We start from the raw sequence: 13,939 nt of genomic DNA, 5'->3' as shown, positions 1-13,939 counted from the left end.
GCCTCGCAGGGGCTCAGGGGACGTTCACGTGCTCGAGGATCACGCGGACGATCTCCTCGACGGTCTTGCCCTCGGCCTCGGCCTCGTAGGAGAGGATCACGCGGTGACGGAGCACGTCCGGGGCCACGGCCTTGACGTCCTCGGGGGAGACGTAGCCGCGCCGGCGCAAGAAGGCGTGGGCGCGGGCGGCCTGGAACAGGGCGATGGTGGCGCGGGGCGAGGCGCCAAAGTCGATGAAGGGGCTCAGGCCCGACAGCTGCGCCGCCTCGGGCTCGCGGGTCGCCCCGATCACCGAGACGATGTACTCGCGCACGGGCTTCTCGACGATGATCTCCTCGAGGACCTTGCGGACCTTGGCGATGTCCTCGGGGCCGATGACCGCCGAGAGCTCCGGGGCCTTGGCCTCGCCGGGCTCGGCCACGCGCTCGATGATCTCCAGCTCCTCCGCCGCGTCGGGGTAGCCCACGCGGATCTTGAACATGAAGCGGTCGAGCTGGGCCTCGGGCAGGTTGTAGGTGCCCTCCTGCTCGATCGGGTTTTGCGTGGCCAGGACCAGGAAGGGCCGGGGCAGGGGGTAGGTGGTGTCGCCGATGGTCACGCTGCGCTCGGCCATGGCCTCGAGCAGCGCGCTTTGGACCTTGGCCGGGGCCCGGTTGATCTCGTCGGCGAGCAGCAAGTTGGTGAAGATCGGGCCCTGCTTGTTCGTGAACTCACCTTTTTGGTGGTTGTAGATCACGGTGCCGAGCACGTCCGAGGGCAGCAGGTCCGGGGTGAACTGCACGCGCTTGAACTGGAGCTCCAGGCAGCGGGCGAGGGTGTTGACCGTGAGCGTCTTGGCGAGGCCCGGGGCGCCCTCGAGCAGCACGTGGCCGCCGCAGATCAGGCCCATGAACACGCGCTCGACCATCTCTCGTTGGCCGACGACGACCTTTTGTACCTCGGAGAAGAGCTTGTCGACGAAGGCGCTCTCACGCTCGACGAGCTCGTTTTTCACGCGAATGTCGTATGCAGAAGTCATTTCGGCTGGCGGGTGTTTGCGCTGGCGGCGGCCCTGAACGGGTGAAGGGCGGCTCTCACGGCGCGGCTCGACCTTCGGCGGCCGAGCCGGAGTATAGGTCCGGCGCGCGCGAACCCAAGCCCGGCGGGATGATTCCCACCTCTCGGGAGAAAGTCTGTTCGCCTGGCTCCAAGTGGTCCTGAGCGTCATTTGCGCGGAAGCACGCAGGCGCCCCGTGCCGACCTTTGACCTCGGCGAGCGCAGCGTCTAAAACGCGCGACCATGGCTATCCGTGACCCCGAGCGCTACTTCGATCTGCGAACCGTCAAGCGGCACATCAAGCGAGGTCACGTGACCGAGACGGACTACGACCGCTTCATCGAGACCCTGCCGGACGTGACGGACAACATCACGCCGCCCGAAGAGGGGGGCGACTCCGACGGTTACGAGGAGAGCCAGGGCATCGAGGACGACTCGCCTGCCGCCGCGCCTGCGAGCCCGGGTGCTCCGGTCGCGGCCGCCCCGGCTGCGGCGCCCGCCCCCGCGGCCGCGCCCGCAGCTGCCCCGGCTGCGGCGCCCGCCCCCGCGGCCGCGCCCGCCCCCGCAGCAGCGCCCACGCCTGCCCCCGCAGCCGCGCCCACGCCTGCCCCCGCAGCAGCGCCCACGCCTGCCCCCGCAGCCGCGCCCACGCCTGCCCCCGCAGCCGCGCCCACGCCTGCCCCCGCAGCCGCCGCGCCGGTGAGCTCGGAGCCCGCGCCGGCACAGCCTGCGGCCAGCCCTGCGCCCGGCGGCGAGTCCCCTGCGCCCGGCGGAGAGTCCCCGGCGCCCGGCGGCGAGTTCAAGGAGAGCTGAGCCCGATGGCCGCCGCGTCCTCGGCTCGCCACGTCCTCGCCTTCGCCCTCGCGGTGGTGGCTGCGGTGGGCTGCCGGCGGGTCGAGGAGCAGGCGAACGAGCAAGAGCCTGCCATGGTGCGTGTTCGGCCCGAGCCCGCGCCGCTCGCGGTCGATAGCCAGGCGAGCGCGGCCGTCGTGGAGCTCCCCAATTTTGCGAGCGTCGCCGAGGACGTCGGGCCCTCGGTGGTCGGCGTGATCTCCACGGTCGAGACCGGCGAGACCAAGCTGCGCGGCATCGGCTCGGGGATGATCGTCTCGGCGCAGGGCCAGATCCTGACCAACGAGCACGTGATCACCGGCGCCCGCGCCCTCGAGGTGCAGCTCCCCGACGACACCGCCGTGGCCGCGGACCTGATCGTCGCGGATCCCCTGCTCGACCTGGCCCTACTCCAGCTGCGCGGCGACTTCAGCGGGCTCTTGCCCGTCGAATTCCGCGACCGCGACCCCAGGCCCGGCGAGTGGATCATGGCCATCGGCCAGCCCTTCGCGCTCGGCGACACGGTCACGGTGGGGGTGGTCTCTGGCCTCGGCCGCGACTACGCGGACCTCGGGCGTCCGCGGGACCTCGACCCCGCGGGGATCTGGTCGTTCATCCAGACCGACGCCTCGATCAACGTCGGCAACTCCGGCGGCCCGCTCGTCGACCTCGAGGGCAAGGTGGTGGGCATCACCACGGCCGTGCGCCGCGACGGGCAGGGCCTCGCTTTTGCGATCCCCTCGGCCATGGCGATCCGCTTCGTCGACGAGGTCCGCACCTACGGGCGCATGCGTCACACTCGCCTGGGGATCGGCGCCGACGACGAGTACGACGTCCCTGGCCTGGCCTCGGCCGTGCGCGTGACTCGAGTCGACCGCGACGGCCCCGGAGCTCGGGCGCAGCTGGAGGTTGGAGATCTGGTGATCGCAATCAACGGCCGCCGCGTCTCGCGTGTCTCGGAGGTCGCCTACCTGACCCAGCTCGCTGGGGTCGGGACCAAGCTGACCTTGACCATCGTGCGCGGCAAGGACGAGCGCACCCTCCAGCCGGTGATCGTCCCCGAGCTCGCGACTTGATGGGCCGGCGTCTCGCTCACAGATAGAAGAAGGTCCCGCTCTCGGTCGATCCCTTTGGGTCGCGCTTGTCGCCCGCGCCCGCGAGGTCGAGGGTCGTCGGCTCGCCGTGCTCGCGCTTGGCTTTGGGCGGGCCGGGGCGGTCGACGGGGATCGCCAGCGCCAAGGGAACGAGTGCGCGGGGTGAGAGCTTCGCGTCGAAGAGGTCCATGGCTGCCGGTCCTGTCGAATGCGGGTGTGCCTATTTGTGGCCACCTGTCCCTTCGACCAAAAAGGTGTACCAAGGGACAGGGGCTCGGGGCCAATGGTTTTTAGGTATCAAACTGGGTTAAATTGAAATGAAAGTAGTCTGGGTTGCTAAAAGCGCGTTCATTTGCGCACAATTCAGCTCATTATGATGCAATTTGGAGAGTTAAATCACCTCAGATGATATAGATATCATGAGTGTTCGATAAACATACATAAACATACACAATCTTCGCTGTCTCAATTTCAATTCATCACGCTTTGCCCACCCATTGGCTGGTCTTTTGCGTGAACCACCGTGATAGCGTCTGCCATGATCAAATCCCGTTCGCACTGGGCGACGTCGTTCTCCACGCTGTTTGCGCTATTTCTGACCGCCTGTCCCAGCGATGATGGTGGGGGCTCGGAGGGGGACGAGAGCGAGACCGGCGAAGACGAGGTCGGCACGACGGACGGCGCCGACACCACGGACGGCGCCGAGGGCACGACAGGGAGCGAAGAGGAGGGCACGGGGAGCGAGACGGGCACGGAGTCGGACACCGAGACGGACACCGACACCGACACCGACACCGACACGGACACCGGGGTGATCGAGCCGGACCCGCGCCAAGATGAGCTCGAGCGCTACGCGCCGCGGGTCTACTTCCCCGCGGACGAGTCCTACTGGCCGTCCTCCGTGGAGTGGAGCTTCGACTACACCGAGCGCTTCCCCGACGGTGAGGGCAGGTACTGGGTTCGCTCTCAGACCGAGCTCGACTCGCCCTCGGAGATCCTGCCTTACTTTGCAGGCGAGCTCGAGACCGCGCCGGTCTACGGCTACTGGGCGGAGAAGGAGGGGGGCATCGTCGACCTCGTCTACTTCATGTTCTACCCCTACAACCGCGGCAAGGAGGTCGCGGACACGATCTGGGGCAACCACGTGGGCGACTGGGAGCACATCACCGTGCGTCTGCAGACGACCGCCGAGGGCTACGAGCCGACCCACGTCTACCTCTCGGCGCACAACTTTGGCGGGGCCTACGAGTGGAACGGCGGCGAGGTCGAGATCCTCGACGGCACGCACCCGGTGGTCTACTCGGCCTGGGGTTCCCACGGGATCTGGGCCCAGCCTGGAGACCACAGCTACATGAGCATCGGGGAGGAGGCGCTCGGCTTGTGCGTGACGCTGATCTGCACCGACTTGGTGGACAGCACCTCGGCGGGGGTGGCCTGGGACACCTGGGAGAACGTCCAGGGCATGGACTTCTTCGCGCAGGAGGGGCTCGAGGGGGCACAGTGGCCGGTTTGGATGAGCGATGACTTCACGAACCCGGGGGAGGGGGATCCGCTGGTGCCGGGGATGGGGGCGATCTATCGCTGGGGAAACCAGGAGGACTGCTCGGTGTTGGGGATTCCGATTGATATTACGGATATGATTGGGATCTGTCGGCTGGAGGATGGGCCTACGGGGCCGGTGTCGAAGAGCACCTGGGGGGCGGAGCTTCAGTAGGGCTCTCTCTCGGGTTTTGATGGGGCGGCTCTCTTTCGAGGGTCGTCTTCATTTTTGGTTCCGGGGTTGGTCTTTTTAGGAGGGGGGAGGTGACCGACGGACACGCGCACGGGCCAGCAGGGGACCCCCAGGGCTCAAACAGATCGCTGACTTCGGGCGTATGTGCGTGGGGCGATCGCCTTCTTGGATGAAGGGAGATGCGTCGAAGGTAGGGTACGTTCGCTAAACTCGCCCTGGGGGTCCCCTGCTGGCCCTTTTGTGCGCGTCTTTGTCGGGGGGTGGCTCCGCCTCAGGCCGGTGGGGGGCGGTCTTTGGCGAGGAGTGGGCGTGGGGAGGGTGGCTCCGCCTCGGTCGGTGGGGGGCGGTCTTTGGCGAGGAGTGGTTGTGGGGAGGGTGGCTCCGCCTCAGGCCGGTGGGGGGCGGTCTTTGGCGAGGAGTGGGCGTGGGGAGGGTGGCTCCGCCTCGGTCGGTTGGGGGACGGTCTTTGGCGAGGAGTGGTTGTGGGGAGGGTGGCTCCGCCTCAGGCCGGTGGGGGGCGGTCTTTGGCGAGGAGTGGGCGTGGGGAGGGTGGCTCCGCCTCGGTCGGTGGGGGGTGGTCTTTGGCGGGAGGAGTGGGCGTGGGGAGGGTGGCTCCGCCTCGGTCGATGAGGGGCGGAGGAGAGCTCGTGGCTCGTTCGTTGTGGTTCTGGTCAGCTGCGCAGGCGCTGGATCTCCAGGCTGGTCTTGCAGCTGGGGCAGCGCGAGGCTTCGATGCGGGGGTGGAAGTTGCAGCTGGGGCAGGGGCGGCGGAAGAGGCGGCGCTCGGCGGCGCGGCGGGTGTAGAGGGCGACGACGGCCATGAGGGTGGCGAGGAGGACGAAGGCGAGGGCGATCAGGGGGGAGAGGAGGAGGGCGATGGTGAGGCCGAGGACGCCGCCGAGCTCGAGCCAGGCCAGCCAGGTGCGGGGGTTGAGGAGGTGATCCCCGAGGCCGGAGAGCTGCTCGTGGAGGCGGGAGCGGAGGTGGTGGGTGGCGACGGCTCCGCCGGCGCCGATCAGGGCGGCGCCCCAGTCGGGGAGGAAGGTGAGGTCGGCGGACTGGAGGTAGGTGGCGGCGAGGGCCCCGGCGCCGGCCCGGAGGGCGTAGGCGAAGAGGTCGACGAGGGCGCGGAGGTCTTCGTCTTGCTCGGCGAGCTCTTCGATCACGACGAGGGCGAGGAGCAGGCCGAGGCCGACGTTGCTGCTCATCCAGTCCTGGGGGTCCTCGAAGTGCGCCGCGCGGCTGGCGATGGCGAGGATGAGCAGGGTGAGGCTCGAGCGGGTGCCAGTGAGGGAGCTGGCGGTGAGCAGACGGGCGAGGGATTCGAGGATCACTCGAGCCACTCCAGTGCCCAGTCGAGGCTGGCGATGAGGAAGGTGAAGGCGAGGACGAGGAGGATGGCGGCGCCGACCAAGGTGGCGAGGGCGAGGGCGAGGGCGATCCACTCGCCCGGGGCGATTGGCTCGCCGGCGGCTTCGCGGCGGAGCTGACGGTGGATGTAGGCGCTCACGGCCCAGGCGGTGAAGATCACCTGGCCGGCGCTGATGATGGCTTCGAGGGGGAGGCCGATGAGCGGGAGCAAGGTCAGCAGCTGGGTGACGATCACGGCCAAGGACACGCCCACGCCCATGAGCGTGCGGGCGGTCCAGCGAGTCAGGGCTCGGCGCTTGACCCCGAGCATGGCGCTCGCGGGTTGGAGGATGCCCACGCGGATCCACGCGGCCGCGGCGAGCAAGGCGATGGCGCCCAGGAAGGGGATCCAGCCGAGGACGAGATGGAGAGCGCCAACGGCGGCGCTGACGAACCACAGCCGGCGGTTGCCCCGGGCTTTGACGGCGTCCGCGAGGTGCACACCCGCGAGCTCGGGGTCGATGGGGGCCTCGCAGCGCGGACAGGGCGCGAGGCGGAAGAGTGAGCGAGCGCCCAAGAGCTCGGCGCAGCTGGGGCAGCGGCCGTCGAGGAGCAGGGCGCGGTGATGGGCCTGCAGGGCGCCCTGCAGCGCGCTTGGGCCCAATCTATTCGAGGCGGAGGGGAGAGGGTCGAGCGTGGTCATCGAGGACCAGCCTACCAGCTGGCGGGCCGCGGAGGGGACGGCTCTCGACAAGCGCCTCGCTCTTTTCCACCCTAAGCCCAGCCATGGCTCGGTTTGCTCCGCTTCAGCTTGCCTTCGTGTCCGCCATCGCAGTCGCAACCGCCGGCCCGGCCTGCAGCTCGGGTCAGGGGAGCGACGCGAGCGACTCGTTTTACTCCTACGGTGGCGGCGGCGAGGTCGGGGGCTCGGATGTCCAAGACACGGAGTCCGACGATGGCGATGATCCTTGCGGTGGGGTCACGCCCTGCGAGGACGCGATCGCCGACATCCCGATCACGGGGGGGGTCGGGACCGCGTCCTTCCCCAGCGCCGAGCTCGATACCTCGGCCTGGGACGCCGTGGGGGGCACCGAGATCCCCGGGAGCGCCTCGAGCGAGAACCTGGTCGGGACCGAGGACAACGACACCATCGACGCCCTCGAGGGCAACGACACCATCGACGGCCTCGGCGGAGACGACCTGCTGATCGGCGGCGCGGGGATCGACGCGATCGAGGGCGGCAGCGGCAACGACCGCCTCGAGGGCGGGGCGGGGCTCGACACGCTCACGGGCTCGGCGGGCACGGACCTGCTCTACGGCGGGGCGGGGGACGACGTGATCGAAGGTGGCGCCGACGCTGACGTGCTCCTGGGCGAGGCCCAGAGCGACCAGCTCTACGGCGAAGAGGGCGACGACCGGCTCTTTGGTGGCGAGGGAGACGACCGCCTCGAGGGTGGGACCGCCAACGACGAGCTGTGGGGCGAGGACGGCGACGACAGCCTGCTCGGCGGCTTTGGCAGCGACTCGCTGATCGGCGGGCCGGGCAGCGACACGCTCAGCGGTGGGAGCGACGACGACGTCTACTACTGGCGCGTCGGCGACGGGGACGACCTGATCTCGGGGGAGGACAGCGGCAGCGATACGCTGTGGATCGGCGGCTACGCGGTCGAGCAGCTCAGCGCCCTGCGGGCCGGGAACGACTACCTGCTGATCCTCCCCGACGCGACCATCCGGATCGTCGGCTTCTACTCCAACATGAACCAGATCGAGTCGATCCAGACCGAGCTCTGAGCCCTCAGAAGTCCTCGAAGCAGGCCGGGCACAGGCCGTGGCTGAACAAGGTGTTGGGGTCGAGCAGCTCGGCGGCGACGTCGTAGGGGTACCACTCGTCCTCGGTCGAGCGCAGCGCCTGGCAGCTGCTGCAGATCGTGCTCACCGGCCGCGACTGCGCGGACCCGCTGACGTGGCGGGCGTGGAAGTGCACGAAGTTTGGGATCATCGCCCGCAGCTGCGCGGGCATGCGCTCGATGCCCTCGTCACCGTCGAGCTGCGAGGGCGTGGCGCTGTTGAAGCGGTTGATGGCCAGGCCCGCGTCGCAGACCTGCATGATCCGCTCGTACTCGGCGAAGTCGCAGGCCTTGCGCAGGCGCAGGTCGGCCGCGCGCTGGTGCGGGCCCTCGCGGCAGGCCAGCCAGGTCAGCTTGAGCAGCCGGCTCCAGCGCTCGTGGTTGGGGACGATCGCCGGCATGCTGAAGAGCTGCGCGAGCTCGTCGATCTCGATCACGCTCGCGTCCATCTGGACCAGCGAGAGGCTGTGATAGACGAAGCAGTAGGTGTTGACGCAGCGCAGCGAGAGGATCGCCAGCAGGGCTTGGACGACCTGCGGAGGCAGCGGCGCGGGCTCGACGAGGATCTTGCGGATCTCTGGCCAGCGCGCCTCCAACACGCCCTGCTCGGCCATGCGCTGATAGAGCTCGGGGACGCCGCCGCCGAAGAGCGAGCGGATCTCGTCGATGACGACCCGGGACATCGCTGCTTGATAGCAGCTCGCTATCGCGCGTCAGCGCGGGTCGACCGAATGGTCGTTTCGCGGCGAGAGAGCGCCGCGCAGGAGGGCTGGAGCCACCCCGCCGAGGCTCGCTGCGCCCTGCGCGGGCCCTCGGTCACCTGCGCTCTGGGCGGCGCTTTGGACTTGGGGGCTCAGGCGGCGTTGAGCTGGTCGCGCAGCGACTCGACGGCCGAGCGCAGATCGTCGTCGTCGGCCTGGAGGGCCTCGATGCGCTTGCAGGCGTTGATCACCGTGGAGTGATCCTTGCCGCCGAAGCGCATGCCGATCTCCGGGAAGCTCGCCTTGGTCAGCTGGCGACACAGGTACATGGCGATCATCCGCGGGCGCGAGATCCCCCGGTGGCGGCGCTTGCCCTTGAGGTCGCTGATGCGCACCGAGTAGAAGCCGGCGACGGCCTTTTGGATGGTGTCGATGGTCAGCGGGCTGCGCTCGCCGGCGACGCCCTTGCCGAGCACCGCGCGCACGAACTCGGCGTCGATGGCCGCCCCGCGCAGCTCGGCGAAGGCGGTGATCCGCAGCAGCGCGCCCTCGAGCTCGCGCACGTTGGAGGGCACGAGCTCGGCGATGGCCAGGGCCACGTCGCTGCGCAGGGGGATGCCGTCGCGCTCGGCCTTGGCCTGGACGATGGCGATGCGCGTCTCGAGGTCCGGCGCCTGGACGTCGGCGACCAGGCCCCAGTTGAGCCGCGAGGTCAGCCGCTCCTCCATGCCGGCCATGTCGGCGGGCACGCGGTCGGCGGTCACGACGATCTGCTTGCCGCTCTCGTAGAGCGCGTTGAAGACGTGGAAGAACTCGTCCATGGTCCGGTCGCGGCCGGCGATGAACTGGACGTCGTCGATCAGCAGGCAGTCGCAGTCCCGGCGGTAGCGCGTGCGGAACTCGTCGAACTCGTTGTTGCGGACCGCGGTCACGAACTCGTTCATGAACTGCTCGGCGCTGAGCAGCACGATGCGCATGCTCGGGTCCTTGCGGTGGAGCTCGTGGCCCACGCCGTGGAGCAGGTGGGTCTTGCCCAGGCCCACGCCGCCGTAGATGAACAGCGGGTTGAAGCGGGTGCCGGGCTCGTCGGCGGCGGCCATGGCAGCCGAGGCCGCGAGCTCGTTGCAGGCGCCCTTGATGAACGTGCCAAAGCGATAGCGCGGGTGCAGGCCCACGGGCGGCTGGGGCTGGCGACGGAGCGCGGGTGCGGGCGCAGGGGCGTACTCGCGGCGGGGCGCCGGCGTCGGCTCGACCTGGGCCGCGGCGGCGCGCCCGTTCGCTCGTTCGTCCGCGTCGCGAGCGGGCAGCTCGAGGTCCTCGACGACCTCGATCTTCACGGCGAAGCGGCGCTCGTGCCGAGCCTCGAGCTCGTCGAGGGCGAGGTCGAGATAGTGCGTCTCGAACCATTCCTTGAGGAAGCGGTTCGGCGCGTGGAGCTCGAGCAGATCACCTTCGACCCCCGACAGCCGGATCGGGCGTAGCCACATGTCGAAGGTCTGCTTGTCGAGACGCGGCTCGAGTTCGTGCAGTGCTTCGCTCCAGATGTCCGGCATGGCCCTCTTATCCACAGGTTCGGTCGGGGTTGTGGAAAACGTGTAACTTGTTGAAATCAAGGCGATTATTTTTGATACAAAGGGTCCCTATTCACAGCCTCGAGGAGAGACTGTGGCCTGGGGCTTCCGCTATCGAGAGGGAAGCAGCGACGAGGGCTGATCAGATCGTCCGTTCAGGTCGTCGGCGCGGATTTGCTGCCGCTGTCCAGCTTGGCGCGGGCCGCATCCGGGCGGGCCTGGGGTTGTACTCACCCCCCGGTGGGGCGATCAAGCGCGGGATCTTCGCTAGAAGTCAAGTGCTTGAAATTATTATGTTTCACGATCTGTGGCGGACATGCGACCGCAGCGCCAAGCTCCTGAAACCTACCCACCTGGATCTCCAACGCATTGAGATCACTTTGCTTTTGGAGGGCGATCGGCAGCCCGGGGGAGGCCGCCCGCAAGAGCAGCGAGTTTGCGGCCTCTCGGCGCCGCAAGTCCGCTTGTCAGGCGGGTTTGCGGGCGCGGCCCAAAGTGACGTCTCAACTTTCAAACTCCCGTGCCAACTACAAAAACAGCACCCCGACCTGGATCGAGGCTGTTCCACGGGGATCCATGATCTTTGGATCAAGACGCTGGTTCGGGCCGCGCTGCGCCTGCGACCTTCGAGTCACGGCGTGCGAGAGATCCCTCGTCGGAGCTGGCGCATTCTTGGCAAGTGATCCCATCTCGCGGTTTGACAGTGTCGACGGCCGCTGCTATCGATCCGCTCCTTTCGCCCCCCGGCCTGGGTTTGTTTCGAGGCATGCGGCGGGCTGGAGATCTTCGTCATGAGCAAGCGTACCTACCAGCCGCACAACATCAGCCGGGCCCGCACTCACGGTTTTCGGGCGCGCATGGCGACCCGCAATGGCCGCAAGATCATCGCCGCCCGCCGCCGTCGCGGGCGCAAGCGCCTCACCGTCAGCACCGGCGGCAAGTGAGCCCCCGTCCTCGGCGCGCCGCGCCGAGTGAACTGGACCCTCTTTCATGCGCCCGCGAGGATTCCCAGCCCAGCTGCGGCTCAAGCAGCGGCGGGAGTTTTTGCGGGTTCAACGTGGCGGACGCAAGATTCACGTCCGTCACTTCATCGTCTTCGTGAAGCGACGCCCTGCGCCGCGATCCCCCCAGGCCACCGAAAGTGGCGCTCGGGCTCGGGGATCGCAGGTCCAGGGCGCCTTGCTTCCCACGCGCTGTGGCATCACAGTGACCCGCAAGGTCGGCAAGGCCGTGGTGCGCAACCGGATCAAGCGCTTGGTCCGGGAGGTCTTTCGTCACGAGCGCACGCGCCTGCCTGAAGGGCTCGATGTGGTCTGGGTCGCCAAGCAGCAGGCAGCGGAGGTGAGCCTCGCCGGCGTCAGCGCGGACTTCGACCAGCTCCGCGCCGCGCTCGCGCAGCCGGCCAAGCGTCGCAGCGACAGCCGCAGCAGCGGCAGCAGCCGAGGCAAGGTGCGCGGCGAGGGTGGTGGCAACGAGGGGGGCAAGAAGCGCGGCCAGCGGCGCTCCGAGGGCGCTGGCAAAGCGCGAGATCGGCGGCACGCCGGCGGTCGAAGCGAGCGGGTGGTCGAGCCGCGACCGAGCGAGCGAGGAGATGGCGAATGAGTGAACCAGCGAGTGCCGAGATGACGACGAACGCGGGCTGGCGCACGCTCTTGCGGCTCCCGAGCCTCATGGCGATCGCCCTGGTGCGGGTCTATCAGCTGGTGATCTCACCGATGATCGGCCCGCACTGCCGCTTCACGCCGAGCTGCTCGCGCTACGCCTGTTCGTGTCTGCGCGACCACGGCCTGCTGCGCGGAAGCTGGCTCACGCTGCGGCGACTCGGGCGTTGTCATCCCTGGCATCCTGGCGGCTATGATCCGCCCCCGCCGGGCGCTGGTTGGCGCGCGGCGACGAAGCCGAGCGCCCTCGAGGCGTCGGCAATTCAGGCCATGAACGAGCATAGCGATCAAGTTGGGCGCCAGGACGAGCCTCGCGTCGAGCAAGAGCGAGAAGAGGCGAGCGACTGATGGAGATGAAACATCGCATGGTGCTGGCCGGGGCGCTCTCCGTCCTGATCCTGATCGGTTTCAACTACTTTTTTCCTCCGCCCACGCCCACCGAGGTCGAGGCTGAAGGAGACGAGATCGCCGCCGAGGGTGGCGAGCAGGGCGAGGGCGAGCAGGGCGAGCAGGCCGAGGGTGAGGCCCCCGAGAAGATCGAGGCCGCTGGCGGCGAGCAGCCCGGCGGCGAGCAGGCAGGTGGCGAGCAGCCCGGGACGAGCCCGGCGCCCGCGCAGGAGCGCGTCGAGCACCGCCTGACCAACGACCTCCTGGCGATCACCGTCGACAACCAGGCCGGTGGCCTGATCACCGGCGTGGAGCCGCTCTCCGAGCAGTTCCGCGACGAGGAGAGCGGCGAGGGCCTCGACTTCCTGCTGCTCGGCGACAGCCGCACCCTCGAGCTCGGCTTCGTCGCGGGCGAGACCGACTTTGGCTGGTCGCGGATCCCCGCCGAGGTCCGCTCCAAGACCGACCAGAGCATCGAGCTCGTCCGTCGTCAGGGCGACATCGAGGTCGTCGAGACCCTGACCCTGCTCGATGGCTACGAGGCCAGCTACCAGGTCATCGTCCGCAACTTCGGCGCCGGCGCGGTCAAGCACCGCGTCGAGCTGCGCACGCGCATGGGCCTGGGCGCCAAGAGCCGCTACGACATCCACCGCGGCCTGTGCCGGAGCACCGAGGACCTCGAGGACTTCGACGCCGGCGACGTCGAGGACGAGCACGAGGTCGTCAAGGGCGGCCTCGACTGGTTCGCCCTCGACAGCAAGTACTTCCTCCAGGCGGTCGTCCCCGGCGAGACCTTCTCGGGCTGCGAGGTCAGCAGCGACGAGGACAACCTGGCGATGCTCAACGCGGGCATCGGCCGCGAGGTCACCCTCCAGCCTGGCGAGCAAAAGCGCTACGAGTTCGGGATCTACCTCGGCGCCAAGGTCGACTCGATGCTCGCGGCCTTCCCGGCCAGCGAGGGCCTCGAGCTCCCCGCCATCGACATGGGCGAGGCCGTGGACTGGGGCTGGTTCGGCCGCCTGTCCAAGTACCTGGGCTCGATGATGCTCGACCTGCTGCGGTGGTTCTACGGGCTCACCGGCATCTGGGGCGTGGCGATCATCATGCTGACCGTCGTCGTCAAGCTGGTGCTGCTACCGCTGACCATCAAGCAGTACCGCTCGATGCGCAAGCTCAAGGAGATCAACCCCGAGATCCAGAAGCTGCGCGAGAAGTACGGCGACGACAAGGTCAAGATGAACCAGGAGATGCAGGCGCTCTTCCAGCGCGCCGGCACCTCGCCGCTCTCGGGTTGCCTCCCGATGCTGGTTCAGTTCCCGGTGTGGATCGCCCTGTACGCCATGCTCGGCGCCGTGGTCGACCTCTACCACGAGTCCTTCTTGTGGCTCCCGGACCTGACCCAGCCCGATCCCTTCTACCTGCTGCCGATCGGCATGGGTGGCCTGATGTTCCTCCAGACCCGGATGAACCCCAACACGGGCGACGAGATGCAGGCCAAGATGATGCAGTGGATGATGCCCGGCATCTTCGTGGTGATGATGCTCTTCCTGCCCTCGGGCCTGGGTGTCTACATCTTCGCCAACATCACGCTCTCGCTGATCCAGAGCTTCATCCAGCTGCGCATCCCCACCGGGGACGACGAGGGCAAGGCCGCCAGCGGGGCCTGAGGGCCCGTCGAGCGCGGGCCTTCCGCCCCCCCTTCCCAAGCCCCCCGCCGCACACTAGAGTT

The 13,939-nt window shown here is 68.5% G+C and carries 13 protein-coding genes and 1 pseudogene; 8 read left to right on the top strand and 6 right to left on the bottom strand.

Features of this window, described 5'->3' with window-relative positions:
• Positions 1-13 precede the first annotated feature (13 nt).
• A complete protein-coding gene (locus G6O69_RS08595; RefSeq protein ID WP_172303040.1) occupies positions 14-1,018 on the bottom strand; it encodes a MoxR family ATPase in 1,005 nt (334 codons plus the stop codon).
• Positions 1,019-1,279: 261 nt separating this feature from the next.
• Between G6O69_RS08595 and G6O69_RS08590 the strand changes: the two genes are divergently transcribed.
• Both G6O69_RS08590 and G6O69_RS08585 read left to right on the top strand, forming a co-directional pair.
• Positions 1,280-1,849 (top strand): hypothetical protein, encoded by a 570-nt coding sequence (locus tag G6O69_RS08590; protein ID WP_176396721.1) that lies wholly within the window; start codon positions 1,280-1,282, stop codon positions 1,847-1,849.
• A gap of 5 nt (positions 1,850-1,854) precedes the next feature.
• Positions 1,855-2,943 carry a trypsin-like peptidase domain-containing protein gene (locus G6O69_RS08585; protein ID WP_172303039.1) on the top strand — a complete coding sequence of 363 codons (1,089 nt, stop codon included), beginning with the start codon at positions 1,855-1,857 and terminating at the stop codon, positions 2,941-2,943.
• Positions 2,944-2,959: 16 nt separating this feature from the next.
• Here G6O69_RS08585 and G6O69_RS08580 read toward each other — a convergent pair whose 3' ends face one another.
• Complete coding sequence (locus tag G6O69_RS08580; protein WP_172303038.1) at positions 2,960-3,151, bottom strand: hypothetical protein; 192 nt, start codon at positions 3,149-3,151, stop codon at positions 2,960-2,962.
• Positions 3,152-3,499: 348 nt separating this feature from the next.
• Between G6O69_RS08580 and G6O69_RS08575 the strand changes: the two genes are divergently transcribed.
• Positions 3,500-4,675, top strand: a complete 1,176-nt coding sequence (locus tag G6O69_RS08575; protein WP_172303037.1) for a Vps62-related protein — start codon at positions 3,500-3,502, stop codon at positions 4,673-4,675.
• Positions 4,676-5,364: 689 nt separating this feature from the next.
• On the opposite strand, the gene G6O69_RS08570 is transcribed toward G6O69_RS08575, so the two are convergent.
• The gene (locus tag G6O69_RS08570; RefSeq protein ID WP_172303036.1) at positions 5,365-6,027 is read right to left on the bottom strand and encodes a DUF4126 family protein; all 663 of its coding nucleotides are present in this window, start codon (positions 6,025-6,027) and stop codon (positions 5,365-5,367) included.
• Complete coding sequence (locus tag G6O69_RS08565; protein ID WP_172303035.1) at positions 6,024-6,746, bottom strand: hypothetical protein; 723 nt, start codon at positions 6,744-6,746, stop codon at positions 6,024-6,026. Before G6O69_RS08565 ends, G6O69_RS08570 begins: the two co-directional genes overlap by 4 nt.
• Before the next feature lie 116 nt (positions 6,747-6,862).
• On the opposite strand from G6O69_RS08565, the gene G6O69_RS08560 reads away from it, so the two are divergent.
• A complete protein-coding gene (locus G6O69_RS08560; RefSeq protein WP_172303034.1) occupies positions 6,863-7,834 on the top strand; it encodes a calcium-binding protein in 972 nt (323 codons plus the stop codon).
• Between the two features lie 4 nt (positions 7,835-7,838).
• On the opposite strand, the gene G6O69_RS08555 is transcribed toward G6O69_RS08560, so the two are convergent.
• Positions 7,839-8,573: a hypothetical protein gene (locus G6O69_RS08555; RefSeq protein ID WP_172303033.1), complete on the bottom strand. Its 735-nt coding sequence runs from the start codon at positions 8,571-8,573 to the stop codon at positions 7,839-7,841.
• Between the two features lie 170 nt (positions 8,574-8,743).
• Positions 8,744-10,144, bottom strand: coding sequence for a chromosomal replication initiator protein DnaA (gene dnaA / locus G6O69_RS08550; protein ID WP_172303032.1), 1,401 nt, complete (start codon positions 10,142-10,144; stop codon positions 8,744-8,746).
• Positions 10,145-10,953: 809 nt separating this feature from the next.
• On the opposite strand from dnaA, the gene rpmH reads away from it, so the two are divergent.
• The 4 genes and pseudogenes from rpmH (at position 10,954) to yidC (ending at position 13,877) form a co-directional block, all read left to right on the top strand.
• Complete coding sequence (gene rpmH, locus G6O69_RS08545; RefSeq protein ID WP_172303031.1) at positions 10,954-11,106, top strand: 50S ribosomal protein L34; 153 nt, start codon at positions 10,954-10,956, stop codon at positions 11,104-11,106.
• Between the two features lie 46 nt (positions 11,107-11,152).
• Positions 11,153-11,764 (top strand): ribonuclease P protein component, encoded by a 612-nt coding sequence (rnpA, locus tag G6O69_RS08540; RefSeq protein WP_172303030.1) that lies wholly within the window; start codon positions 11,153-11,155, stop codon positions 11,762-11,764.
• Between the two features lie 68 nt (positions 11,765-11,832).
• Positions 11,833-12,030: pseudogene (gene yidD / locus G6O69_RS41995) on the top strand (membrane protein insertion efficiency factor YidD); the annotation flags it as partial.
• 140 nt (positions 12,031-12,170) lie between these two features.
• The gene (gene yidC, locus G6O69_RS08530; protein WP_172303028.1) at positions 12,171-13,877 is read left to right on the top strand and encodes a membrane protein insertase YidC; all 1,707 of its coding nucleotides are present in this window, start codon (positions 12,171-12,173) and stop codon (positions 13,875-13,877) included.
• Positions 13,878-13,939 lie beyond the last annotated feature (62 nt).

The organism is Pseudenhygromyxa sp. WMMC2535, assembly GCF_011083025.2.
This window is presented reverse-complemented; position numbering and strand designations above follow the sequence as displayed.